The organism is Deltaproteobacteria bacterium, from assembly GCA_035063765.1.
GTDB lineage: Bacteria > Myxococcota_A > UBA9160 > UBA9160 > PR03 > CAADGG01.
Genome location: JAPSFT010000024.1, coordinates 1 through 21,425 on the forward strand (window position 1 = coordinate 1; position 21,425 = coordinate 21,425).

A 21,425-nucleotide genomic window follows, 5' to 3' on the forward strand; every position below is an offset into this window, starting at 1 on the left:
ACTGCGCCAGCTCGACCCCGTCGCCCGGGTCGAGGTTGCGGCCGATCGCGCGCACCTGCTGGCCGAAGTAGCCGTGGACCTGGAGACGCCCGTCGAAGTACTCGAAGGCGCCCGCCGGCGCACCCGCGAGCCCCATGCTCCCGACGGCGAGCCACAGCGCGGACAGCGCGCACCGCGCCGTCCCCGCGCGCGCACGCAAGCCACCCCTCGCCGCGCCGGCTCCCGTTGCGCCGGACCCCGTCGCGACGGCCTCGGTCACGCCGGCTCCCGTCGCGCCGGACCCCGTCGCGACGGATGCGTTCTGCGCGTACACCGCTCCCTCCCCGTGCTCGGACCCCGGCGCATCATCGCAGCTCCGGCAGGGCGCGGACAACGGAAAAACCGATCCCCCGCCGCTTTCCGCTCAACCTTCCGCGCCGGGTCCGTACCGGATCTCGATCACGACGTAGGTGACGGGACCCTTCGGGCGCTCGAGCGTGAAGGCATCGCCTTCCGCCCGGCCGAGCAGCGCGCGCCCGATCGGGGAATCCATGCTGATGCGGCCGCTCGCAGCGTCGAACTCGTCGGGGCCGACGAGGCGAAATTCCGAGACGGCGCCGTCCGCGTCTTCGAGCTTCACCCACGCGCCGAAGTACACGCGATCGGGGCTGTCGCTGCGCGGCTCGACGATCGTCAGCTCCTCGAGTCGCTTGCCCAGGAACTCGATGCGGCGGTCGATCTCGCGCAGTCGCTTCTTGCCGTAGATGTACTCGGCGTTCTCCGAGCGGTCGCCGTGCGCGGCGGCTTCCGACACCTCGCGCGTGACGCGCGGGCGCTCCTCGCGCCACAGCCGTTCGAGCTCGGCGCGCAGCCGCTCGTAGCCTTCCGGCGTGATGTAGCGCCTGGCCTCCGGCACGGAGCCACGATGGGCTCCCCGGCGCGGCGCGTCAACGCGGCGTGCGGCCAGCGCCGCCCCCCCCTCCGGGGTCTGCGGAGCGCTTCCCGCGGCTCGGAGACTGCGATCCGCGCCGCGCGCGAAGATCACGCTTGGCGAGCGGCTCCCGACTCGACTACAAACGCGAACCGGCTTCGTGGAGATCCCCTTGCCGCATCCGGTCGTGCTCCAGGAGCTCCGCCTGCTCGAGGACGTGCTGCGCGCCCTCGCCGAGGAGCCCGGACGCGACGACGCCGCCGAGGAGTCGATCGTCCGCGAGCTCGAGCGGGTGCGGGCGCTCCTGCTCTCCGGCGAGGAGCAGAAGGACCGGCTCGCGCTGCTCGAGCAGTGGGATCGGGGCAGCGCGCTCCTGCGGCAGCTACGCGCCTCGCGCGCGACGCCGCGTGTGAACCGCAGCTCGCCCTACTTCGCGCACATGCGCCTGCTCGAGGACGGCCGCACGCGCGACGTCTGCCTCGGCCGCGCGACCTGCGTGCGCAGTGGCGTGCGCATCGTCGACTGGCGCAACGCGCCGATCTCGCGGCTCTTCTACCGCTACCGGCAGGGCGAGTCCTACGAGGAGGAGCTCGCCGGCCGCGTCGTGTCCGGCGAGGTCGCCGCCCGGCGCACGGTCGCGATCCGGGGCGGCCTGCTCGAGCGCGTGGATGCGCCGGAAGGAAGCTGGGTCCGCGCGCCCGGCGCCGCGCGGACCCCCGGGTCGGACGAGGCCTGGAAGCAGGTGGCGGAGCGGGCGCCGCGCCTGTCCGGCGGCGCCGGCAGCGCGCTGCGCGCGCGCGGCGTAGCGCCCGGCGCGCGCCGCCTCGGCACCGACCCGGGCGGCGCGGCCCAGCGCGCCGACAAGCACCTGCCCGAGATCGCGGGCCTGCTCGATCCGGCGCAGTTCGACCTGATCTCGCGCCCCGGGCCGGGCTGCCTCGTCGTGCGCGGCAGCGCGGGCTCGGGCAAGACGACGGTGGCGCTGCACCGGATCGCGTATCTCGCCTACGACGAGCCCCGGATCGACTCGCCCGACACGGTGTTCCTGACGCTCTCGCCGGCCCTGTGCGACTACGTGGGCACGCTGCTGCCGAGCCTGGGCATCGGGCGGGTGCGCGTGGAGACCTTCCCCGAGTGGGCCGCACGCCACCGCCGGCGGCTCTTCCCGCGCCTGCCGACCACGCACCGCATCGACACGCCCGACGCGGTCCGCCGCCTCAAGCAGCACCCGGCGATCGGCCGGGTGCTCGCGGCGCAGGTGGCCCGCACGCCCGGTCCCGCCGCCGTCGAGCAGGCGCTCGACGACTGGGCCAGCGCGCTGACCGACGCGGCCCTGCTCGGCACGCTGCTCGACCCGCCGCTCGCGGCCGGGGACCTGCGCGCCGCCGTCGACTGGTGTCGCGTGCGGCAGGAGGAGCTGTTCGCCTTCCTCGAAGGCGAGGAGGAGGCGGTCGCCGAGATCGACGCCGAGGACGACGCGCTCCTGCTGCGCGCCTGGCAGCTGCGGGTGGGCCCGATCCCGGCCGGCGCGCCCGGGGGCGGCGCCTCCTCTTCCGCCCGCCCCGCCTCCGCCCCGGGTGCGCTCCGCTACCGGCACGTCGCCGTCGACGAGGCGCAGGACTGGGCGGCGATCGAGCTCCACGTCGTCGCCGGCTGTCTCGCCGAGCCGGCGAGCCTCACGCTCGCGGGCGACCCCCATCAGCGCATCGCGAGCCCGTTCGCGGCCGCGGACTGGGAGACGCTCGCGACCGAGCTCGGCCTGCCCTCGGCCGAGGTCGAGACGCTGCGCACCAGCTACCGCTCGACCGCCGAGATCATGGGCTTCGCGCGCGCGGTGCTCGGCCCGCTCTGGGAGGACGACGCGCCGCCGCGGGCCGTGCGCTCGGGCCCTCCCGTGGAGGTGTTCGCGTTCGCGGACTCCGGGGCGTGCGTGGCGTTCCTCGCCGACGCGCTGCGCCAGCTCGTCCGGGAGGAGCCGCTCGCCTCGGTGGCGATCCTGGCGCCGGACGCGGACCAGGCGGCGCTCTACTACGACGGCCTCGAGACCTCCGAGGTGCCCCGCCTGCGGCGCGTCGAGGCCGGCCGCTTCGCCTTCGCGCCGGGCATCGAGGTGGCCGAGATCGAGCAGGCCCGGGGCCTCGAGTTCGACTACGTCGTCCTCGTGGACGTCTCCGCGGCCAGCTTCGCCGACACGCCCCGCAGCCGCCGGCTCTTCCACGTCGGGGCCACCCGGGCGATCCATCAACTCTGGGTCACCCACGCCGGACCGGGATCCCCCCTGCTGGAGACCTGATCGACCGATCCCCCACCCCTCTCGCTTATCCCCCAGGGGATCATCCTGTCATCTCGGTCGCCGGGCCCGGGAGGCCGATCGGCTAGGATCCGTCCGTCCCGATCGGGCGGGGTGGGGGAGGCACGCGATGACGATCGACCCGCGCCGGCGCCGCCGCTGGGACCCGCTCCGTCCCCCCGTCGCTGCCGGGCTCGCCGCCATCCTGGCGATCGGGCTCGGCGCGCCGATCGCCGCCCGCGCGGCCGATCTCTCCGACCTGGTCGAGCAGGCGCTCCAGGAGCGCCGGGATCGGGACGACGCCCCGGCCGTTCGCCCCGGCCGGGAGGAGGTCGCCCGGAACTGGGACGCCTTCCTGACCGTGGTCATCAAGCGGGCCGGGCACGACGCCCCGCCCGGGGCGCTCCGCGACCAGCTCCTCGGCGTCCTGATCGAGGAACGGCACCACGTCGTCTCGATGCTGACGGACGCCACCGTGGATGGGCCCGAGCTGATGCGGTCGGTCTTCGAGAGCTCCTGGGAGCAGCTCTCGCCCCTGCTCCAGCAGGTGGCAGCCACGCTGCCCGAGGACAGCGCGCGGCGCTACGCGCAGTTCATCGAGGCCGGCGAGCTGATGCGCGCCGCCGAGCGCCTCGGGGTGGCGCGCGACCTGGCCGGCTCCCCGGAGAGCCTCCGCAAGCTCGCCGAGATGCTGCTCGGGGACGAGGGCCGGGATCCGCTCCACTACGACACCGCCGTCGACCCCGAGCTGCGCCGGATCTTCGGCTTCGGCGAGCCGCTCGCCCCCCCGGCGACGAGCCCCCTGCTCGGGCCCGCGCCGGCACCGCCCTCCAGCGCGCGCCTCGCACCCTTCTCGCCCCTGGCGGCCCTCGCGGACTGGCTGGTTCCCCAGGCCTGGGCGGCGCCCCAGCCGGCCGGCGAGCGCTCGCTCCTCGTGGCACGGCTCAACACCTGGATCCCCGGCCGCGAGCAGGAGGTCCGCGAGTACGTCCCGCTCGTGCACGACCTCCTGCGCCTCACCGTCGACGACGCGCTCGGCCCGGCGGTCGCCGAGGCGGACGCGACCGCGGCCCGGGTGTACCCGGACCTGGTGATCGCGACGGCGTGGCAGGAGAGCTGCTGGCGCCAGTTCGTACGCAGCAAGGAGGGCGTGCAGCCGCTCGTCAGCCCGGCCGGCTCGGTGGGTCTCATGCAGATCAACGGGCGCGTCTGGCGCGGCCTCTACGATCCCGCCGGCCTCGAAGGCGACATCGGCTACAACGGCCGGGCCGGCGCGGAGATCCTCTGGCACTACCTGCGCGACTTCGCGCTGCCCGCCGGCGAGCACCTCGGGCCGGGCGGCGCCGACAACCTGGCCCGCGCCACCTACGCCGCCTACAACGGGGGGCCCGGCCACCTGGCGCGCTACCGCAAGGCGAAGACCTCGGCGCACCTGAAGGAGATCGACCAGGAGTTCTGGCGCAAGTACCAGGGGGTCCGGAAGGGGGAGCAGGCCCCGATGCTCTCCTGCTATCCGACCGAACGCTGAGCGCCGCGCGAGGCCCGTCAGCGCGCTCGCGCGAGCCACGGGAGCGACGCCCAGCCCGCCATCAGGCACAGCCCCCCGAGCGGCGTGAGCGGGCCCAGCCAGCGCGGCCCGCCGAGGACGAGCAGGTAGATCGACCCCGAGAAGAGGAGCATGCCCGCGGCGAAGAGCCACGGCGCCGGCCCGAGCGCGCGGCCCCCGCTGCTCCCGAGCAGGGCGAGGGCGAGCAGCGCCACCGCGTGCAGGAGCTGGTAGTGCGCGGCGGTCTGCCAGGAGGCCACCTGCTCGAGCGGCACGCGCGCGCGCAGGCCGTGGGCCCCGAACGCGCCGGCGGCGACGGCGGTGAGCCCGAAGAGCGCTGCGGCGGCGAGCCAGCCTCGCATCGCGCGCGAGCATAGCGACGCCGCGCGTGGAGGCTGGGGCCACGGCGTCCGGGCACGCGTGCCGTCGCACCCTGGTGACGAGGGACGGCGCGCGACGCCCTTGCGGCCCGCTTCGCGAACGCGAGACTCCGGCCCGGAGGTGTATCCATGCGCCATCGGCTCGTGCCTGTCCGCTCGCCCGCGCCCCCGCGCGCCGTCCTGCTCGGGCTGGTCTTCGTGCTCTTGCCTCTCGCGACGAGCGCCGCGCTCACCGAGGACGACTTCTTCGTCAAGAGCGCCCAGGATCTCGTCGACATCTGCAGCTCCCCCGAGTCGGATCCGCTGAACGACGCGGCGGACCACTTCTGCCAGGGCTTCGTGGTGGGTGCCTGGCAGTATCACCAGGCCCAGGCCGCAGGCCCGAAGGGTGTGCGCCTGGCGTGCCCGCCGGATCCGCCGCCCACGCGCAACGAGGTCGTCACCGGCTTCGTCGCCTGGGCCGGCAAGCACCCGGAGCACATGGCGGAGCCGGCCGTCGACACCTTGTTCCGCTATCTGGTCGAGCTGGCGCCGTGCCCGGGCGCCGAGAAGGGAGGCGCCCAGTGAAGCGCATGCTCGTGGCTCCGATCCTCGTCCTCGTGCTCGCCGCCGGCGGGTGCGCAGGCCTCTCCGAGACCGAACAGCGCACGCTGACCGGCGGCGCGGGCGGGGCGGCCGCCGGCGCCGTGATCGGCGCGCTCGCGGGCAACGCCGGGCTCGGCGCCGCGATCGGTGGCGCGGTCGGTGCCGGTGGCGGCTTCCTCTACGGACGCGGCGTCGAGGCGGGACAGCGGCGCCAGTAGGCCCTCATCGTGCCTTCCCGAGACCGCGCCAGGGCCTGCCCTGGCGCGGTCTTCGCTTGCCCGCGAGATTCCGCCGCGCACCCCTGGCCCGCGGAGGAGTCCCCGTGATCGAGTGGTCCGAATCCCACCAGATGATCCGCGACGCCGTGCGCAAGTTCGTCGAGGCGGAGGTCGTGCCCCGGATCGACGAGCTCGAGCACGGCGACGCACCGCCCTACGAGGTGCTGCGCAAGCTGTTCCGGACCTTCGGCATGGACGAGCTGGCGCGCCAGGGCTTCCGGCAGCGGATCGAGCGCGAGCGCCGCGCCGAGGCCGCGCGCGCCGGCGGCGAGACCCCTGCCGAGGAGGAGCGCAAGCCGCGCGCCGAGGGCGCCGACGCGGCCGCCATGCAGATGATCCCGATCATCGAGCTGTGCCGGTACTGCCCGGGCCTGGTGACCGCGATGGGCGTGTCGGTCGGTCTCACCGCGGCCGCGATCCTGGGCAAGGGCACCGTGGCGCAGAAGGAGCGCTGGGCGCTGCCGCTCCTCACCCTCGAGAAGATCGGCGCCTGGGCGATCACCGAGCCCGCCTCGGGCTCCGACGCCTTCGGCGCGATGCGGGCGACGGCCCGCCGCGACGGCGACGGCTACCGGCTCGACGGCAACAAGACCTTCATCACCAACGGTCCCTACGCCGACACGATCGTGTTCATCTGCAAGCTCGACGAGCCCGGGGTCGAGGCCAAGGACCGCAAGATCCTGCACTTCGTGCTCGATCGCGGCATGCCGGGCCTCGTGCAGTCGAAGCCGATGCGGAAGATGGGCCTGCACAGCTCGCCGACCGGGGAGCTGTTCCTCTCCGACGTCCAGGCGGGCCCGGAGCGGCTGCTCGGCGGGAGCGAGGAGCGCGCGGCCTCGGCCGGCAAGAGCGGCGCCAAGGACACCTTCTCGATGGAGCGCTCCGGCGTCGCGGCGATGGCGCTCGGCATCATCGAGCGCTGCCTCGAGCTCTCGGTCGACTACGCGAAGACGCGCGTCGCCTGGGGCCAGCCGATCGGCGAGTACCAGCTGATCCAGCTCAAGCTCGCCAAGATGGAGGTGGCGCGCACCAACGTCCGGAACATGGTCTTCCGCCACATCGAGATGGCGGGCGCCGGCAAGGGCATGTCCTTCGCCGAGGCCTCGGCGATGAAGCTCTACGCGGCGCAGGCGGCCGTGGAGGTGGCGCTCGAGGCGGTGCAGCTCTTCGGCGGCAACGGCTACATGGCCGAGTACCGGGTCGAGCAGCTCGCGCGCGACGCGAAGGTGCTCCAGATCTACGCCGGGACCGACGAGATGCAGGTGCGGGCGATCGCGCGGGCGCTGCTCTCGGCCTGACCGGCGGCGGCTGGCTCGCCCGCAGCGGCACGGCGCGGCCCCGCGCGTCGGCTACCCTCGCGCGCGCCGGCCCTCGCGAGAGCCGGCGCCGCCGAGGCGCGGCCCCCCGGCCCGAGGCTCCCCGGGGCTCAGGCCGTCGCGACCGGAGACGATGAGACCAGCATGGCGAGCCGGCAGCGCCCCCGGGTGAGCATCCGCCGCTTCCGCGGCGGCGAGGACCCGTTCCTCGAGCGCCGCGAGGCGCTGGCCGCCGTGACGCCCTACCTGGCGCTGGTGCGGGCGCCGCTCCACCCCGCGCCCCGCACCCGGCCCGGGGCGCAGCTCGTGGCCGCCACCTACAACGTGCACCGCTGGACGGCGCGGGGCGCGCGCGGCGAGCCGGACCCCGAGCGCGCCGCGTTCGTGATCTCGGAGCTCGGTGCCGACGTGCTGGCCCTCCAGGAGGTGGTGCGTCCCTTCGCCGGCGAGGACCCGCTGGTGCGGCTCGCCGACCGCCTGCGCCTGCACCTGGCCTTCGTGACCACCCGCATCCACCGCCTCGGCGAGCTCGGCAACGCGATCCTCTCGCGCTGGCCGATCGCGGGCGCCTCGCTGCTCGACCTCAACTTCTCGCGGCTCGAGCGCCGCACGGCGGTGGCCGCGCAGCTCGTGACCGAGGCGGGGCCCCTCTCGCTGGTGGCGACCCATCTCGCGATCGTCGACCGCACCCGCCACCGCCAGGTGCGCCACCTGCTCGACCACCCGCAGCTCCAGGGCCCCGTCGTGCTGATGGGCGACATGAACCTGTGGCGGACCAACGACAAGGCGGTGCGGGCGCTCGAGGAGGGCCTGCCGGCACACACCGAGATCGCGTGGCCGGCGAGCTTCCCGGCGGCCCGGCCGGTGCTCTCGCTCGACCGCATCTACGCGCGCGGCGCCAAGCTGGTCGAGGTCCGCTCGCACCAGACCGCGGCCGCCCGCCGCGCCTCCGACCACCTGCCCGTGGTCGCGCGGATCGAGCTGCTCTAGGCGGAGCGCTCGGAACCCTCGCCGGGGCCGCTCAAGGTGGCGCGAAACCGGCTCCGGACGGGTCCGACGGCGCGGGCGATGCCGCTTGCCCGGCTGCGGCCCCTTGCCCGGCTTCGGGGTGGGTGCGGACCACGTCTCCGCGCACCCGCCAGCCCTCCTGCCCGTAGAGCAGCGGGACGGCGAAGAACAGCCGGTCCACCTCGACGTCGACCAGCAGGTCGCCGTTGCCCCGCCGCAGCGCCTGCTCGACCGCCTCCGCGAGCGTCGGCGGATCGGTCCGGGTCGGCACCCAGAGGAAGTGCTGGGACAGCACCACCGCCTCGACGTCGCGCGTGCGCGAGGCCTCGTCGATCTGGTAGCCGAGCACGGGCGCGGTCCGGGTGGTGAGCGCCGCGAAGCGCCCGTGGGGCACGGTCTCGAGCGCGCAGCCGGCCCCGGCGAGCAGGCCGAGCGCCAGCCCTGCGAGGGCCCGCCCGGCCCTCACGGCGACTGCGCGCCGAGCAGGTCGACGACGTCGCCCCGCACCTCGAGGGTCGACACCCCGATCAGGAACCACCAGTCGATGGTGCGGACCTGCGCGCGCGCCATCACGTCGCCGCCGTGAGCGAGCAGCGCGTCCTCGACCGCGGTCTCGAGCCGCGGCGACTCGCCGGTCGGCAGGAACAACACCGACGTCACGCGCGTGTCGCTGCCGGTCACGTCACGCCGGATCGAGGCGTTGCGCAGGTCGACCTCGCGCAGGTCGAGCTCGACGGGCCGCGTGGCGGCGACGGCCAGCGTGCCCTGGTCCGTGATGCAGCCCGGCAGCGCGAGCAGCGCCGCGGCGGCGAGGGCGGAGAGGCGGGCGCTCGGCACGGCCGGCAGTGTACCCGCTCAGGGCTCGATCGCGTAGGTCACGGTCGTGGTGATCGAGAGCTCGACCTGGCCCGGCGCGATCGGCACGGGCGCGGACGCCTCCATGCGCGCGGCCCTCGGCATCGGGACGGGCGGTCCGCCGCCGGTCTCGTCGATGCGCAGCAGCCGCCCGAGGCGCACGCCGGCGCTCGCGGCGTAGAGCTCGGCCTTGCGCCGGGCGTCGGCGAGCGCGCGCTTGCGGGCCTCGTCGAGCAGCGGCGCGGGCTCGCCGACCGAGAACGCGACGCCGCCCACCTCGTTGGCGCCGGCGGCGACGAGCTGGTCCAGCACGCCCCCCACCCTCTCGACCCCGGCCACCCGCACCGTCACCTGGTTGGAGACGCGATAGCCGGTGATGCGCGGCTGCTCGGCCCGGCCGGCGCTCTCGGCGTACACCGGCCACACCGAGAAGCCGGAGGTCTGGACGTCCCGCTTCGCGATGCCCGCCGCCTCGAGCGCGGCGAGCACGCGCTCCATCGCCGTCCCGTTCGCGCGCACCGCCTCGGCGGCGCTCGGCGCCTCCGCCACGACGCCGGCCGAGAGGTGGCCGGTGTCGGGTGTCGCCGAGACCTCGCCGGTGCCCGACACGCGGATCGACGGGGTGTCGTCGGCGCGGGTGGGCGCGGGAGCCGCGAGCAGCACGACGAGGCAGAGCAGTCCGCGAGGGAGCATCGATTCCTCCGGGTTCCGTCGGGGTCGAACCGTAGCCGGCCGCGCAGGTTGCGGCCCGCGGCTCGCGACGAGACACTCGCTCCATGCGAAGCCGCCCCGGAGTCCCGCTGCTCCTCGCCGCGGCGCTCGGGGGCGCGCTCGCGCTCGCGGGCTGTACGTCGTTCCAGGCGATGCGCGCGTTCCAGCGCGGCACCGCGGCGCTCGACCGCGGTGAGGCCGCGCTCGCCGTCGGCGAGCTCGAGCGGGCGGCCGCCCTGGCGCCCGAGGCGTCGGCGGTGCAAAACCACCTCGGCATCGCCTACGAGGCGGCGGGCCGTCGCGAGGAGGCACGGCGCGCCTACGAGCGCGCCGTCGCCCTCGACTGCGAGAACGAGGCCGCCGGCCGCAACCTGGCCGCGCTGCGGGCGCAGGACACGAAGCCGCCGGCGGGCCCGGCGGGCTCCCGTGCGGCGGGCGCGCCATGAGCGGCGACGACGAGCGCGAGCGGCCGAAGCGCTCGTGGGCCGAGATCGACCGGCTGCGCGATCGACCCCGCGCGCGCCGCGACGAGCGGGCGCCGCGCGGGCCTGCCGCCAAGGCCCGCGCCCAGGCCGCGGCGAAGCAGTACCTGGCGGAGCTCGACCGGACGCTCTTCACGAAGGGTGCAGCGGGCGGCGCCGCCGGCGCCCGGCTCGCCGCCGCGGTGCGGGCGGCGCAGGGCAGCGCGGGGCTCGCCGACGCCTGTCGCGCGTACCTCGCGGCGATCGGGCCGCCCGCCGAGCCGGCGCTGCTCTCGGCCTTCCTCGATACCGGCGAGCGCGAGCTCCAGCGCAGCGCGCTGGCAGCGCTCGCCGAGGGGATCGCGGCGCGCGGGCTCACGCTCACGGCGGGCCTCCGGGCGCAGATCCGGACGCTCGCGGAGGGCCCCGACGACGAGCTCGCGGACGCCGCCGAGGCGGTCCTGCGCTGACGCAGCGCGACGCCTGCTCGGGCGCGGGCCAGAGGCTTCGCGCGCCGCGGCTCGCCCGGCAGGTCTGACGAGCGCGCCCTCATGCTCTACGTTCCTCGCATGGCGCACGATCTCGAGCGCGAGGCCCTCGCGCGCTACCTGGACGACCGCAGCCTGAAGCGCACCCGGCAGCGGGAGGCGATCCTCGAGGTGTTCCTCGACGTGATCGGGCACATCTCGAGCGAGGACCTCTATCAGCGGGTCCGCGAGAAGTACCCCGGCATCGGCTACACCACTGTGTACCGGACGATGAAGATCTTCTGCGAGGCGGGGCTCGCCGTGGAACGCGCCTTCGAGGACGGGGTCACCCGCTACGAGATCCCCCACGAGCACCACGACCACCTGGTCTGCACGCGCTGCGGGCGGATCGTCGAGTTCGAGTGCCGCATGATCGAGTCGGCGCAGGACCAGATCGCGCTCGAGTACGGGTTCCGGCTGCTGCGCCATCGCCACGAGCTCTACGGGCACTGTCCCGACTGTCGCGGGGCGTGACCCCGGCGCCGGCTGCAGCCCTGCGCGCGTCGGCAGGCGAAGCCGGCGAACGCTTGCTCGTCCTGACGGGACGGCTCGACGTCGAGTCGACCGCGCGGCTGTGGAGCGAGGCGCTGGCAGTGGCGCGCGCGGCGCGCGGCCGGCCGCTGGTGGTGGACGCCGCCGGGGTCGACTACTGCGACGGCTCCGGCGCGGCGCTGCTGGCGGCCCTCGAGCACGAGGCCGGCCAGGGCGGCGGCGGCTTCGCGCTGCGCGGGCTGCGCGACGACCTGCGCCGGCTCGTCGCGCTCGTGGCGCCGGGCCCGCCGCACGGGGAGGCGCCCGCCCGCCCCGCGCCGGTGATCGCACGGCTCGGGCGCGCGACACTCGCGGCGCTCGCCGACGGCCGGCGCTTCGTCGCCTTCGTCGGCGAGACCGTGCTCGCGCTCGCCTTCGTGCTGCGCCACCCCGGGAAGCTCCGCCTCGGCGAGACGCTGCTCGTCGCAGAGCGCGCGGGCGTCGGCGCGATCCCGATCGTCGCGGGTGTCGGCTTCCTGCTCGGGCTGATCCTCGCCTTCCAGGGCGCGATCCCGATGCGGCGCTTCGCGGCCGAGATCTTCGTCGCCGACCTGCTCGGCCTCTCGCTCCTGCGCGAGCTCGGGCCGCTGATGGCGTCGATCCTGCTGGCCGCGCGCTCGGGCTCCGCCTTCGCGGCCGAGATCGGCACCATGAAGGTCAACGAGGAGATCGACGCGCTCACCACCATGGGCCTCGATCCGGTGCGCTTCCTGGTCGTGCCGCGCGTGGTGGCCGCCGTCGCCGTCGTGCCGGCCCTCGCCATGCTGACCAGCCTGGCCGGCCTGCTCGGCGGGCTGCTCGTGTACGTGTCGCTGGGCTTCCCGCCGGTCACCTACCTGAACCGCATCGCGGACATGGTGGATCCCGGCGACGTGATCGGCGGGCTCGCCAAGGCGATGGTCTTCGGGGTGATCGTGGCCGCGGTCGGCTGCCTGCGCGGGATCCAGACCGGGCAGGGCGCCCAGGCGGTCGGGCTCTCCACCACCAGCGCGGTGGTGAGCGGGATCGTCGGGATCGCCCTCGCCGACGGCGCCTTCGCGGTCGTGTTCTACGTTCTCGGCATCTGAGGGCCCATGACGAGCGAGCCGAGCCAGCCGGTCGAGGGCGCGCCGCGCCGCGACGAGCCGATCATCGAGGTGGAAGGCCTGGTGGCCGGCTACGGCGAGCGCACCCTCTTCGACGGGGTCTCCTTCACGGTGCGGCGCGGCGAGGTCTTCGTGATCCTCGGCGGCTCGGGCTCGGGCAAGAGCACGCTGCTCAAGAACGTGATCGGCCTCGTCCGGCCCTGGCAGGGCCGCGTGCGGATCGCCGGCGCCGACCTGGTCGACGCGGACGACGCCGAGCGGCGCGCGATCCTGCGCCGGATCGGGGTGATGTACCAGCAGGGCGCGCTCTTCGGGTCGATGACCCTGCTCGGGAACGTGCGCCTGCCCATGGAGGAGCTGACGGACCTGCCGGACGACGCCATGGACCGGATCGCGGCGAGCAAGCTCAAGCTGGTGGGGCTCGAGGGCTTCGAGGGCTACCTGCCGGCCGAGATCAGCGGCGGCATGCGCAAGCGCGCCGCGATTGCCCGCGCCATGGCGCTCGACCCCGCGATCCTCTTCCTCGACGAGCCCTCCGCCGGCCTCGACCCGATCACCTCGGCCGGGCTCGACGACACCATCCTGCTGCTGCGCGACACGCTCGGGATCACCTTCGTGGTGGTCACCCACGAGCTGGCCAGCATCTACAAGATCGCGGACCGCGTGATCATGCTCGACAAGGAGCGGAAGGGCATCGTGGCGAGCGGGAGCCCCGCGTTCCTGCGCGACCACTGCGAGATCGACTGGGTCCGCCGCTTCTTCCGCCGCGAAACCGGAGCCGAGGCCGCGTGACCCCGCTGGACCCCCCGCCGTGAACGAGGCGCGCTACTTCCGGGTGGGCCTCTTCGTCCTGGGCGGGATCGCGCTCGCGGTGGCCGTGATCGTGATCGTGGGCGGCGGGCGGCTCTTCGCGCGACCGATCGGGATGGAGACGGTCTTCGAGGAGTCGGTCCAGGGTCTCGACGTCGGCGCCCCGGTCAAGCTGCGCGGTGTCAAGCTCGGGTCCGTGAGCTGGATCGGCTTCGTCGGCGACGAGTACCCCGAGGCCGACGCCCGCGACGCGAACCTGGTGCTGGTTCGCATGGAGCTGCACCGTGACGAGGCCCTTCTCGAGGAGCAGCGCGCCCGGGAGCTGCAGGCCATGATCGACCGCGGGCTGCGGCTGCGGCTCACGCCGCTCGGGATCACCGGTGTGTCGTTCCTCGAGGCCGACTTCGTCGACCCCGGGCGTTTTCCCGCACGCGCGATCTCCTGGACGCCCGCGGCGCTCTACGTGCCGTCGGCGCCGAGCACGATCACCCAGATCACCAGCGCCGCGGAGCGGCTCATGACCCGGATCGACCGCCTCGACGTCGAGGGCCTGCTGACCAACCTCGACACCCTGCTCGTGAACGTGAACCGCGCCGTCGAGACCACCGACGTCGGCGCCGTGCAGCGCTCCGTCTCGGAGCTGCTCGAGGAGCTCGACGGCACCGTCGAGGGCCTGCGCCAGGCGATCCGCGAGACGCGCCTGCCCGCGGTGGGCGAGCGGGCGCGCGCCACCCTGGGCGAGGCCTCCGCCACGCTGGTCCGCCTGCAGCTCCTGCTCGCGAGCGGCGGCGAGGACCTGACGGCGACCCTCGAGAACCTGCGCGTCGCCACCCAGAACCTGCGCGACCTGAGCGAGACCGCGCGCAGCTACCCCTCGTTCCTGCTCTTCGGCCAGCCGCCTCCCTCGACGCTGCCGGCCGGGGAGGAGGAGCGATGAGAGCGCTCGCGCTGGCCGTTGCCGCCGCGCTGCTGCTGTCCGGCTGCGCGCGGCCCTTCGAGCGCCCGCCGCTCGAGAAGACGCGCTTCGTGCTGCGGCTCCCGGATCCGGCGCCGGGGGCGAAGACGGCCGGCCCCCTCGCGGTGGACCGCGTGCGCGTCGCCCCGCTCTACGACCACACGGGCTTCGTCTACCGCACCGGCGAGGACACCTTCGCCTCGGACCCCCGCTTCGAGTGGTTCGGCCCGCCCGGCGCCGTCCTGCGCGAGGCGATCGTCGACTGGCTCGACGGCGCCTCGGCCTTCGCGCCCGTCGAGCGCGGGTCGGCGGCGGGAGCGACCTGGCTCCTGGAGACGGAGGTCGACCGGCTCTACGCGGACCGCCGCGATCCGGCCGCGCCGGCCGCGGTCCTCGCCGGGCGCTTCCGGCTGCTCGACCTGCGCGGCCGCGAGCCGCGCCGCGCGCTCGCGCAGCGCTTCGAGGAGCGCGAGCCGGCCGGCGGCGGGACGCCCCAGGAGCTGGTGGACGCCTTCGGGCGCGCGCTCGTGCGCGTGCTCGGCGGGCTCGAGCCCGAGCTGCGCGCGGCGGCAGCGGCGCCGGTGCGCGCGGCCCGCTAGACCTGGGGAACGATGCCCCCTGGACCGACCGCACTGCCCGCCTGGCAGGCCCTGCTGCGCCACCGCGAGGCGGCGCGGCGCTTCTCGCTGCGCGCGCTCTTCGCGGCCGACCCCGAGCGCGTGCAGCGCTTCTCGGGCGAGGCCGCCGGCCTGCACGCCGACTGGTCCAAGCACCTGGTCGACGACGAGACGCTGCGCCTGCTGGTGGCGCTCGCCGAGGCGGTCGACCTGCGCGGCCGCCGCGAGGCGATGTTCGCCGGCGCGCGCATCAACCCGACCGAGGACCGGCCGGTCCTGCACGTGGCGCTGCGCGCGCCGCGCGGCGAGCGGATCCTGGTCGGCGGGACGGACGTGGTGCCCGCGGTGCACGAGGTGCTCGACCGGATGGCGGCCTTCTGTGACCGGGTGCGCGGGGGGGCCTGGACGGGGCACGGCGGCCGCCGGATCCGCGCCGTCGTGAACCTCGGGATCGGCGGCTCGGACCTCGGCCCCGCGATGGCCGTCGAGGCGCTGCGCCCCGACGCCGACTCGGGCCTCGTCTTCCGCTTCGTCTCGAACGTGGACCCCACCGCCTTCGTCGAGGCGACGCGCGACCTCGACCCTGCCGAGACGCTCTTCATCGTGTGCTCGAAGACCTTCACCACGCTCGAGACGCTCACCAACGCGCGCGCGGCCCGCGCCTGGTGCCTGGCCGCCCTGCGCGACGAGGCGGCCGTCGCGCGCCACTTCGTGGCCGTGTCGACGAACGCCGCCGAGGTCGCGAAGTTCGGCATCGACGTCGCCAACATGTTCGGCTTCTGGGACTGGGTCGGCGGGCGCTACTCGGTGGGCTCGGCGGTCGGTCTCTCGCTGATGCTCGCGATCGGCCCCGAGCGCTTCCGCGCGTTCCTGGCCGGCATGCGCGCGATGGACGAGCACTTCCGCAGCGCTCCCTTCGAGCGCAATCTTCCGGTCGTGCTCGGGCTCCTGGGCGTCTGGTACGGCGACTTCCTCGGCGCCCAGAGCCACGCGATCCTCCCCTACGACCAGCACCTGCACCGCTTCCCGGCCTACCTGCAGCAGCTCGACATGGAGAGCAACGGCAAGCGCGTGCAGCGCGACGGGCGGCCGGTCGAGACCGACACCGGCCCGATCGTGTGGGGCGAGCCGGGCACCAACGGCCAGCACGCCTTCTACCAGCTCCTCCACCAGGGCACCCGGCTCGTGCCCTGCGACTTCATCGGCTTCGCGCGCTCGCGCAACCCGCTGGGCGAGCAGCACGAGCTCCTGCTCGCGAACCTGCTCGCACAGACCGAGGCGCTGGCCTTCGGCAAGACCGCCGAGGAGGCGGCTGCCGAGGGCGTGCCGCCCGCGCAGGTGCCGCACCGCACCTTCCCCGGCGATCGGCCGAGCACGGTCCTGCTCGGGGAGGAGCTCACCCCCTTCGCGCTCGGCGCGCTGATCGCGCTCTACGAGCACAAGGTCTTCACCCAGGGTGTCGTCTGGAACGTCGACTCCTTCGACCAGTGGGGCGTCGAGCTCGGCAAGCGGCTCGCGGCGCGCATCGCGCCGGAGCTGCTGGCGGCGGTCGCGCCGCCCCTGCGCCACGACGCCTCCACCAACGACCTGATCGCCCGCGTGCGGCGGCTGCGCTCGCGATGAGCCTCGGCGGCGCGCCCGGTCGCAGTGGCGTTGAGCCGCCGTCCCGGCGCCGGTAGCCTCCGCCCGGTCCCCCGGCTCCGGAGGCTCCGATGTCCCTGGCGATGACGAAGGAGGAGCGCGAGGCGTTCCTCGCCGGCCTGCACGTGGGCGTGCTCAGCATCGCGGAGCCCGCCCGCGGTCCGCTCACGGTGCCGATCTGGTACGCCTACGAGCCGGGCGGCGAGCTGTGGGTGATCACCGAGCGCAGCTCGCGCAAGGGGCGCCTGCTGGCCGGCGCGGGCCGCGTGAGCCTGTGCGCGCAGTCCGAGACGCCGCCCTACCAGTACGTGAGCATCGAGGGGCCGATCGTCGCGATCGAGCCCGCTGACCGCGAGCGCCACGCGCGCCCGATGGCGCGCCGCTACCTCGGCGCCGAGCTCGGCGACCGCTACGTCGAGGCCACGAGCGGCGAGCGCGAGGTGGCCGGCGGCAGCGTGGTCGTGCGCGTGCGCCCCGAGCGCTGGCTCACGGTCGACTACCGCAAGCAGTTCTCCGGGTAGCCGCCGCCGGAGGGAGGCGGAGCGCGCCCCTCGCAAGACGCTTCCCGGGAGCCCCCTCAGTCCTCGAGGACGACCAAGCGGTTCGGGATCTCGTCGGGGTTGGTGGCCGCGGCAGGAAGATGGCGCGCGAGGATCTCGCCGCAGCGCCGGACCGCCGCCTCGAGCCCCTCGACGGCCCGGCCCGCGCGCAGCCCGCCGGCGGCCAGCTCCACGACCTGGTGCCAGCTCTCGCCGGGGTCGAGCACGCGATCGATGCCCTCGTCGGCGAGCACCACCACGCGGCGCTCGAGCAGCGCCACGAAGAGCAGGATGCCCGTGCGCCCGCGGGTCCGGGCGAGGCCCTGCTCGGCGAAGCAGCGGCGCGCGCGCTGCGCGACGCGCTGCTCGACCAGCGCGGCGGGGAGGAGCGCACGGCGTATCGCTTCGATCCGCCCGATCCCGTGGCCGGCCAGGAGCGCTGCGGCCTGGGCGGCGAGATAGCCCGTCCAGGGGAGCGGCGGGGCGAACCAGCCGAGGCCCAGGAAGGCCAGCGCCGCGAGCGCGACGCCGAGCCGCCAGCCGAGCGCCCCGTACTCGTCGCAGGCTCCGACCACGGCGACCACGATCTCGCCGCCGGTCGCGCGCTCGGCCTCCGCCACCACCGCCTCGAGGTGCTGGCGGGCCGCCGGGTCGATCCACTCGTGGGTCCGCATCGCGCTACCAGCTCCCCGAGGCGCCGCCGCCCCCGAAGCCGCCGCCGCCGCCGCCCCCGAAGCCGCCGCCGCCCCCGAAGCCGCCGCCGTCGCCGAAGCCCCCCCCGCCGCCGGAGCCGCCGCCCCAGCCGCCGCCCGGGACGAAGATGGGCCCGCCCCGGCGCCGGCCCCGGCCTCCGCCGAGCCCGCCCGGCCCGCCGAGCCCGAGCACGAAGGCGGCCCCGAAGGCCAGGAGCGCCCAGCCGAGGCTCGCCAGCAGGAGCCACGTGACCGCCCCGCCGATGCCGCCGCCGACCAGCGACGCGAGCGGCCGCCTGCGCCGGAGCGGGGCTGCGAGCACGGTCCCGAGCAAGGCGGCAAACCCCACCGCGGCGAGCGGGTCGGTGTGCGGGGTGCGCTCGCGCGCAGGCGGGCGCTCCACCACCTCGCCGCGGGCCGCCCGCATCAGGGCGCCCACCCCCGCCTCGATCCCGCCCGCGAAGTCGCCCGTCCGGAAGTGCGGGAACATGACGTCCTCGAGCACACGCTTGGCGATCGCGTCGGGGACCACGCCTTCGAGCCCGTAGCCCACCTCGATGCGCGCGCGCCGGTCCTTCGGCGCCACGACGACGAGGATCCCGTTGTCGGCGCCGGCCTGGCCGAGCCGCCAGCGTTCGGCGACGCGCAGCGCGAAGGGCTCGATCGCCTCGCCCTCGAGCGAGGGCACCGTGAGCACCACGATCTGGTGCGTGGTCTCGGCCTCGAAGGCGGCGAGCTGCGCGTCGAGCCGCGCCGCGGCGGCGGGGTCGAGCACGCCCGCGAGGTCCTCGACCCGCCCGCGCAGCGGAGGGACCGGCAGCTCGGCTCGGGCAGCACCCGCGACCGCGAGGACGACCAGCGCGGCGAGCGCGATCCCGCGCGCCGGGTGCTGGATCAGAACTTCACCTCCGGCGGGGTCTCCGCGCCCGGACGGGCCTCGAAGCTGGGACGCACCTCGGCGCCGAGCAGGAAGCGTGCCGTCAGGTTGGTCGGGAAGAAGCGCACGAGCTTGTTGTACTCGGCGACCGCCTCGATGTAGCGGTTGCGCGCCACCGCGATGCGGTTCTCGGTGCCCTCGAGCTGGGCCTGGAGGTCGCGGAAGCTCGCGCTGGCCTTCAGGTCGGGATAGCGCTCCACCGTCACGAGCAGCCGTGACAGGGCGCTCGAGAGCTCTCCCTGCGCTGCCTCGAAGCGCTGGAAGGCCGCGGGGTCGTTGACCAGCTCTGGTGTCGCCTGGATGCTGGTGGCCTTGGCGCGGGCGTTCACCACCGCCTCGAGCGTCCCGCGCTCGAAGTCGGCCGAGCCCTTCACGGTGTTGACCAGGTTCTGCACCAGGTCGGCGCGGCGCTGGTACTGGTTGCCCACCTCGGCCCAGGCGGCCTTCACCTGCTCGTCGGCGCCCTGGATGCGGTTGTAGCCACAGCCCGGCGCGAGCAGGCCGAGGATCGTGGTCGCGGCGATCGAGAGGGCGAGGCGGGTGCGGGCGGCCATGGGGTCTCCTCCTCCGGCGGTGCTCGCAGCTTACCCTCAAGCGGCGCGCGCGAGGGGCCGATTCCGCCGCCATGGCCCGCCGCGACGACCTCTCCTGTCCGATCTGCCAGGCCGACGTGCCGCTCGCCGGCGACGAGAAGCCGGGCGACGAGGTCGCCTGCATGTACTGCGGCGCGCCCTGCCGCCTGGTCGGGAAGAAGGACCAGGAGGGCGAGCTCGACCTGGAAGAGGATTTCTAGGGTCGCTCGAAGGGGGGAAGCCGCCCCTGGCTCGCCCACTCCGCCAGGGCCGGCGCCTCCCGGTCGCGCGGCGAGAGGACCGGGTCCTGGACCGGCCAGCGCACGCCGATCCGCGGGTCGTTCCACGCGATCGCGATCTCGTGCTCGGGGGCGTAGACCTCCGAGCACTTGTACTCGACCTCGGCGCTCTCGCTCAGCACGCAGAAGCCATGGGCGAAGCCCACCGGGAGGTAGAGCTGGCGGAAGTTCTCGGCCGACAGCTCGAAGCCGGCCCAGCGGCCGTAGCCCGGCGAGCCGCGGCGCAGGTCCACCGCCACGTCGAAGATCGCGCCCGCGACGCAGCGCACGAGCTTCGCCATCGGCCGCGGTGCGAGCTGCGCGTGGAGCCCGCGCAGCGTGCCCCGCTGCGAGCGCGAGTGGTTGTCCTGCACGAAGCGCGCGTCGATGCCGTGCTCGCGGTAGCGCGCCTCGCGCCAGGTCTCGAGGAAGAAGCCGCGCGCATCGCGGTGGACCACCGGCTCGATCACGACCAGGCCCGGGAGCTCCGTCGCGAGCACCTTCACCGCGGCGGCTCCTCGCTGGCGAGCCGCAGCAGGTAGGCGCCGTAGCTCGACTTCGCGAGCTCGCGGCCGAGCTTCTCGAGCTGTTCGCGGCTCACCCAGCCCTGCCGGTAGGCGATCTCCTCGGGGCACGCGACCATCAGGCCCTGCCGCTCCTGCACCGCGTGGATGTAGCCCGAGGCCTGGAGCAGCGACTCGTGGGTGCCGGTGTCGAGCCAGGCCGTGCCGCGCCCGAGCCGCTCCACGGCGAGCCGGCCGCGGCGCAGGTAGGCCAGGTTCACGTCCGTGATCTCGAGCTCGCCGCGCGCCGAGGGCGCGAGCGACTCCGCGATCCCGACCACCTCGCCGTCGTAGAAGTAGAGCCCCACGACGGCGTAGTGCGAGCGCGGCGCCTTCGGCTTCTCCTCGATCCCGATGGCGCGGCCGTCCGCGTCGAACTCGACGACGCCGTAGCGCTCGGGATCCTGCACCCAGTAGCCGAACACGGTGGCGCCGGTGCGGCGCGCGGCGGCGGCGCGCAGCGTCTCGGAGAGGCCGCCGCCGTGGAAGAGGTTGTCGCCGAGCGCGAGCGCGACCGGCCCGCCCGCGATGAACTCGCGCCCGATCAGGAACGCCTGCGCGATGCCCTCGGGACGGGGCTGCGCCGCGTACCGGATCGACAGGCCGAGCCAGGATCCGTCGCCGAGCAGCCGCTCGAAGAAGGGCAGGTCGGCGGGTGTGCTGATCAGGAGCAGGTCCCGGATCCCGGCCAGCATCAGGGTCGAGAGCGGGTAGTAGATCATCGGCTTGTCGTAGACCGGCAGCAGCTGCTTGCTCACCCCACGCGTGATCGGGTGCAGCCGCGTGCCGGCGCCGCCGGCGAGCAGGATTCCCTTCACCGGACCTCGTCCTCCAGGCGCCCCGCCTCGCGAAGCCCTCCGGGGCTCGCGAAGCCGGCCGGATCCCAGCCTTCCGCTTGCGGGACGCGGCGGACTGTATCCCGCCCCTACGGGCGCATCACGGGTGGGTGTCCGGGTGAGCCCGACACGTCACGGCCGCCCGGGGCGATCGCCGCCGGCTCGGGTCCGGGAGGAAGGAGGGCCGCGTTCAACGCGCGTCGAGCGGGCAGTCGCGGAAGTTGCCGACCAGCTTCACGGAGCCGGATTCGAGCATGTGCGCGACGGTGGCGATCACCTCGCGCTCGTTGTCGGCGACCTGGCTCACCGCCCAGACCAGCTCCCAGAGCGTGACCTCGAGGGTGTCGGCATGGAGCGTCTGGACCGGGATCGAAACGGCAGCGGCCATCGGTGAATCCTCCCCTGCCTCCCTGTAGGAGCAGGAACCGTGCCACCCCCTGACGGTTGCGCCGCTGGAGGGTTCTCGAGCGATTTCCAGCAGTTGCAGCGAAGGCTACCCGCC

28 protein-coding genes are annotated in these 21,425 nt (G+C 74.9%); 16 read left to right on the forward strand and 12 right to left on the reverse strand.

The features are described from left to right. Both OZ948_16250 and greB read right to left on the reverse strand, forming a co-directional pair. On the reverse strand, positions 1 to 199 hold a 199-nt coding region (locus tag OZ948_16250; GenBank protein ID MEB2346278.1), incomplete at its 3' end, for a hypothetical protein. 204 nt (positions 200 to 403) lie between these two features. After that, entirely contained in the window at positions 404 to 895 is a 492-nt protein-coding gene (gene greB, locus OZ948_16255; protein ID MEB2346279.1) for a transcription elongation factor GreB, read from the reverse strand. 187 nt (positions 896 to 1,082) lie between these two features. Here greB and OZ948_16260 point away from each other — a divergent pair, with 187 nt between their 5' ends. Both OZ948_16260 and OZ948_16265 read left to right on the forward strand, forming a co-directional pair. Further along, on the forward strand, positions 1,083 to 3,203 hold the full coding sequence (locus tag OZ948_16260; protein ID MEB2346280.1) for an ATP-binding domain-containing protein: 2,121 nt from the start codon (positions 1,083 to 1,085) through the stop codon (positions 3,201 to 3,203). A gap of 127 nt (positions 3,204 to 3,330) precedes the next feature. After that, positions 3,331 to 4,728 carry a lytic transglycosylase domain-containing protein gene (locus OZ948_16265; GenBank protein ID MEB2346281.1) on the forward strand — a complete coding sequence of 466 codons (1,398 nt, stop codon included), beginning with the start codon at positions 3,331 to 3,333 and terminating at the stop codon, positions 4,726 to 4,728. Between the two features lie 17 nt (positions 4,729 to 4,745). On the opposite strand, the gene OZ948_16270 is transcribed toward OZ948_16265, so the two are convergent. Continuing rightward, positions 4,746 to 5,108 carry a DUF423 domain-containing protein gene (locus OZ948_16270; protein ID MEB2346282.1) on the reverse strand — a complete coding sequence of 121 codons (363 nt, stop codon included), beginning with the start codon at positions 5,106 to 5,108 and terminating at the stop codon, positions 4,746 to 4,748. A 147-nt stretch (positions 5,109 to 5,255) separates the two neighbouring features. Here OZ948_16270 and OZ948_16275 point away from each other — a divergent pair, with 147 nt between their 5' ends. The 4 genes from OZ948_16275 (at position 5,256) to OZ948_16290 (ending at position 8,295) form a co-directional block, all read left to right on the forward strand. Beyond that, positions 5,256 to 5,693: a Rap1a/Tai family immunity protein gene (locus tag OZ948_16275; GenBank protein ID MEB2346283.1), complete on the forward strand. Its 438-nt coding sequence runs from the start codon at positions 5,256 to 5,258 to the stop codon at positions 5,691 to 5,693. 5 nt (positions 5,694 to 5,698) lie between these two features. Continuing rightward, positions 5,699 to 5,929, forward strand: a complete 231-nt coding sequence (locus OZ948_16280; GenBank protein ID MEB2346284.1) for a glycine zipper domain-containing protein — start codon at positions 5,699 to 5,701, stop codon at positions 5,927 to 5,929. A gap of 104 nt (positions 5,930 to 6,033) precedes the next feature. Continuing rightward, positions 6,034 to 7,287 (forward strand): acyl-CoA dehydrogenase family protein, encoded by a 1,254-nt coding sequence (locus tag OZ948_16285; protein MEB2346285.1) that lies wholly within the window; start codon positions 6,034 to 6,036, stop codon positions 7,285 to 7,287. 162 nt (positions 7,288 to 7,449) lie between these two features. Continuing rightward, positions 7,450 to 8,295: an endonuclease/exonuclease/phosphatase family protein gene (locus tag OZ948_16290; GenBank protein ID MEB2346286.1), complete on the forward strand. Its 846-nt coding sequence runs from the start codon at positions 7,450 to 7,452 to the stop codon at positions 8,293 to 8,295. Between the two features lie 31 nt (positions 8,296 to 8,326). Here OZ948_16290 and OZ948_16295 read toward each other — a convergent pair whose 3' ends face one another. The 3 genes from OZ948_16295 to OZ948_16305 are packed head-to-tail and all read right to left on the reverse strand — an operon-like array spanning position 8,327 to position 9,861. Further along, positions 8,327 to 8,779 carry a hypothetical protein gene (locus OZ948_16295; GenBank protein ID MEB2346287.1) on the reverse strand — a complete coding sequence of 151 codons (453 nt, stop codon included), beginning with the start codon at positions 8,777 to 8,779 and terminating at the stop codon, positions 8,327 to 8,329. Continuing rightward, entirely contained in the window at positions 8,776 to 9,150 is a 375-nt protein-coding gene (locus OZ948_16300) for a hypothetical protein (protein MEB2346288.1), read from the reverse strand. The genes OZ948_16295 and OZ948_16300 overlap by 4 nt, the downstream gene beginning before the upstream one ends. 18 nt (positions 9,151 to 9,168) lie before the next feature. Further along, positions 9,169 to 9,861: an SIMPL domain-containing protein gene (locus OZ948_16305; protein MEB2346289.1), complete on the reverse strand. Its 693-nt coding sequence runs from the start codon at positions 9,859 to 9,861 to the stop codon at positions 9,169 to 9,171. An 83-nt stretch (positions 9,862 to 9,944) separates the two neighbouring features. Here OZ948_16305 and OZ948_16310 point away from each other — a divergent pair, with 83 nt between their 5' ends. The 9 genes from OZ948_16310 to OZ948_16350 all read left to right on the forward strand — a co-directional run bounded on the left by OZ948_16310 (position 9,945) and on the right by OZ948_16350 (position 17,027). Then, entirely contained in the window at positions 9,945 to 10,325 is a 381-nt protein-coding gene (locus OZ948_16310) for a tetratricopeptide repeat protein (GenBank protein MEB2346290.1), read from the forward strand. Continuing rightward, complete coding sequence (locus tag OZ948_16315) at positions 10,322 to 10,810, forward strand: hypothetical protein (protein ID MEB2346291.1); 489 nt, start codon at positions 10,322 to 10,324, stop codon at positions 10,808 to 10,810. The genes OZ948_16310 and OZ948_16315 overlap by 4 nt, the downstream gene beginning before the upstream one ends. 81 nt (positions 10,811 to 10,891) lie before the next feature. Continuing rightward, entirely contained in the window at positions 10,892 to 11,341 is a 450-nt protein-coding gene (locus OZ948_16320; GenBank protein ID MEB2346292.1) for a transcriptional repressor, read from the forward strand. Between the two features lie 53 nt (positions 11,342 to 11,394). Then, positions 11,395 to 12,465 carry an ABC transporter permease gene (locus OZ948_16325; protein MEB2346293.1) on the forward strand — a complete coding sequence of 357 codons (1,071 nt, stop codon included), beginning with the start codon at positions 11,395 to 11,397 and terminating at the stop codon, positions 12,463 to 12,465. Between the two features lie 6 nt (positions 12,466 to 12,471). Then, complete coding sequence (locus tag OZ948_16330) at positions 12,472 to 13,275, forward strand: ATP-binding cassette domain-containing protein (protein MEB2346294.1); 804 nt, start codon at positions 12,472 to 12,474, stop codon at positions 13,273 to 13,275. Positions 13,276 to 13,294: 19 nt separating this feature from the next. Continuing rightward, positions 13,295 to 14,230: an MlaD family protein gene (locus tag OZ948_16335; protein ID MEB2346295.1), complete on the forward strand. Its 936-nt coding sequence runs from the start codon at positions 13,295 to 13,297 to the stop codon at positions 14,228 to 14,230. Then, positions 14,227 to 14,847, forward strand: coding sequence for an ABC-type transport auxiliary lipoprotein family protein (locus OZ948_16340; protein MEB2346296.1), 621 nt, complete (start codon positions 14,227 to 14,229; stop codon positions 14,845 to 14,847). The genes OZ948_16335 and OZ948_16340 overlap by 4 nt, the downstream gene beginning before the upstream one ends. A 12-nt stretch (positions 14,848 to 14,859) precedes the next feature. Continuing rightward, positions 14,860 to 16,488, forward strand: coding sequence for a glucose-6-phosphate isomerase (gene pgi, locus OZ948_16345; protein ID MEB2346297.1), 1,629 nt, complete (start codon positions 14,860 to 14,862; stop codon positions 16,486 to 16,488). An 89-nt stretch (positions 16,489 to 16,577) separates the two neighbouring features. Beyond that, positions 16,578 to 17,027: a pyridoxamine 5'-phosphate oxidase family protein gene (locus OZ948_16350; protein ID MEB2346298.1), complete on the forward strand. Its 450-nt coding sequence runs from the start codon at positions 16,578 to 16,580 to the stop codon at positions 17,025 to 17,027. 56 nt (positions 17,028 to 17,083) lie between these two features. On the opposite strand, the gene OZ948_16355 is transcribed toward OZ948_16350, so the two are convergent. The 3 genes from OZ948_16355 to OZ948_16365 are packed head-to-tail and all read right to left on the reverse strand — an operon-like array spanning position 17,084 to position 19,228. Further along, positions 17,084 to 17,719 (reverse strand): hypothetical protein, encoded by a 636-nt coding sequence (locus tag OZ948_16355; GenBank protein ID MEB2346299.1) that lies wholly within the window; start codon positions 17,717 to 17,719, stop codon positions 17,084 to 17,086. A 4-nt stretch (positions 17,720 to 17,723) separates the two neighbouring features. Further along, a complete protein-coding gene (locus tag OZ948_16360; GenBank protein MEB2346300.1) occupies positions 17,724 to 18,611 on the reverse strand; it encodes a TPM domain-containing protein in 888 nt (295 codons plus the stop codon). Positions 18,612 to 18,631: 20 nt separating this feature from the next. Then, positions 18,632 to 19,228: a LemA family protein gene (locus OZ948_16365; GenBank protein ID MEB2346301.1), complete on the reverse strand. Its 597-nt coding sequence runs from the start codon at positions 19,226 to 19,228 to the stop codon at positions 18,632 to 18,634. A 71-nt stretch (positions 19,229 to 19,299) separates the two neighbouring features. Between OZ948_16365 and OZ948_16370 the strand changes: the two genes are divergently transcribed. After that, complete coding sequence (locus tag OZ948_16370) at positions 19,300 to 19,467, forward strand: hypothetical protein (GenBank protein MEB2346302.1); 168 nt, start codon at positions 19,300 to 19,302, stop codon at positions 19,465 to 19,467. Here the strand turns inward: OZ948_16370 and rfbC are convergent. The 3 genes from rfbC to OZ948_16385 all read right to left on the reverse strand — a co-directional run bounded on the left by rfbC (position 19,464) and on the right by OZ948_16385 (position 21,311). Beyond that, complete coding sequence (gene rfbC / locus OZ948_16375; GenBank protein ID MEB2346303.1) at positions 19,464 to 20,030, reverse strand: dTDP-4-dehydrorhamnose 3,5-epimerase; 567 nt, start codon at positions 20,028 to 20,030, stop codon at positions 19,464 to 19,466. The two genes, OZ948_16370 and rfbC, sit on opposite strands and share 4 nt — an antisense overlap. Further along, complete coding sequence (gene rfbA, locus OZ948_16380) at positions 20,027 to 20,905, reverse strand: glucose-1-phosphate thymidylyltransferase RfbA (GenBank protein ID MEB2346304.1); 879 nt, start codon at positions 20,903 to 20,905, stop codon at positions 20,027 to 20,029. The genes rfbC and rfbA overlap by 4 nt, the downstream gene beginning before the upstream one ends. Before the next feature lie 208 nt (positions 20,906 to 21,113). Continuing rightward, positions 21,114 to 21,311, reverse strand: a complete 198-nt coding sequence (locus tag OZ948_16385; protein ID MEB2346305.1) for a hypothetical protein — start codon at positions 21,309 to 21,311, stop codon at positions 21,114 to 21,116. Positions 21,312 to 21,425 lie beyond the last annotated feature (114 nt).

Bases quoted from the DNA above. Each gene is read 5' to 3' on its own strand.
- OZ948_16265 (MEB2346281.1), top strand. From the start codon at position 3,331: ATGACGATCGACCCGCGCCGGCGCCGCCGCTGGGACCCGCTCCGTCCC.
- OZ948_16270 (MEB2346282.1), bottom strand. From the start codon at position 5,108: ATGCGAGGCTGGCTCGCCGCCGCAGCGCTCTTCGGGCTCACCGCCGTC.
- OZ948_16275 (MEB2346283.1), top strand. From the start codon at position 5,256: ATGCGCCATCGGCTCGTGCCTGTCCGCTCGCCCGCGCCCCCGCGCGCC.
- OZ948_16280 (MEB2346284.1), top strand. From the start codon at position 5,699: ATGCTCGTGGCTCCGATCCTCGTCCTCGTGCTCGCCGCCGGCGGGTGC.
- OZ948_16290 (MEB2346286.1), top strand. From the start codon at position 7,450: ATGGCGAGCCGGCAGCGCCCCCGGGTGAGCATCCGCCGCTTCCGCGGC.
- OZ948_16305 (MEB2346289.1), bottom strand. From the start codon at position 9,861: ATGCTCCCTCGCGGACTGCTCTGCCTCGTCGTGCTGCTCGCGGCTCCC.
- OZ948_16310 (MEB2346290.1), top strand. From the start codon at position 9,945: ATGCGAAGCCGCCCCGGAGTCCCGCTGCTCCTCGCCGCGGCGCTCGGG.
- OZ948_16315 (MEB2346291.1), top strand. From the start codon at position 10,322: ATGAGCGGCGACGACGAGCGCGAGCGGCCGAAGCGCTCGTGGGCCGAG.
- OZ948_16320 (MEB2346292.1), top strand. From the start codon at position 10,892: ATGCTCTACGTTCCTCGCATGGCGCACGATCTCGAGCGCGAGGCCCTC.
- OZ948_16330 (MEB2346294.1), top strand. From the start codon at position 12,472: ATGACGAGCGAGCCGAGCCAGCCGGTCGAGGGCGCGCCGCGCCGCGAC.
- OZ948_16340 (MEB2346296.1), top strand. From the start codon at position 14,227: ATGAGAGCGCTCGCGCTGGCCGTTGCCGCCGCGCTGCTGCTGTCCGGC.
- pgi (MEB2346297.1), top strand. From the start codon at position 14,860: ATGCCCCCTGGACCGACCGCACTGCCCGCCTGGCAGGCCCTGCTGCGC.
- OZ948_16350 (MEB2346298.1), top strand. From the start codon at position 16,578: ATGTCCCTGGCGATGACGAAGGAGGAGCGCGAGGCGTTCCTCGCCGGC.
- OZ948_16355 (MEB2346299.1), bottom strand. From the start codon at position 17,719: ATGCGGACCCACGAGTGGATCGACCCGGCGGCCCGCCAGCACCTCGAG.
- OZ948_16365 (MEB2346301.1), bottom strand. From the start codon at position 19,228: ATGGCCGCCCGCACCCGCCTCGCCCTCTCGATCGCCGCGACCACGATC.
- OZ948_16370 (MEB2346302.1), top strand. From the start codon at position 19,300: ATGGCCCGCCGCGACGACCTCTCCTGTCCGATCTGCCAGGCCGACGTG.
- OZ948_16385 (MEB2346305.1), bottom strand. From the start codon at position 21,311: ATGGCCGCTGCCGTTTCGATCCCGGTCCAGACGCTCCATGCCGACACC.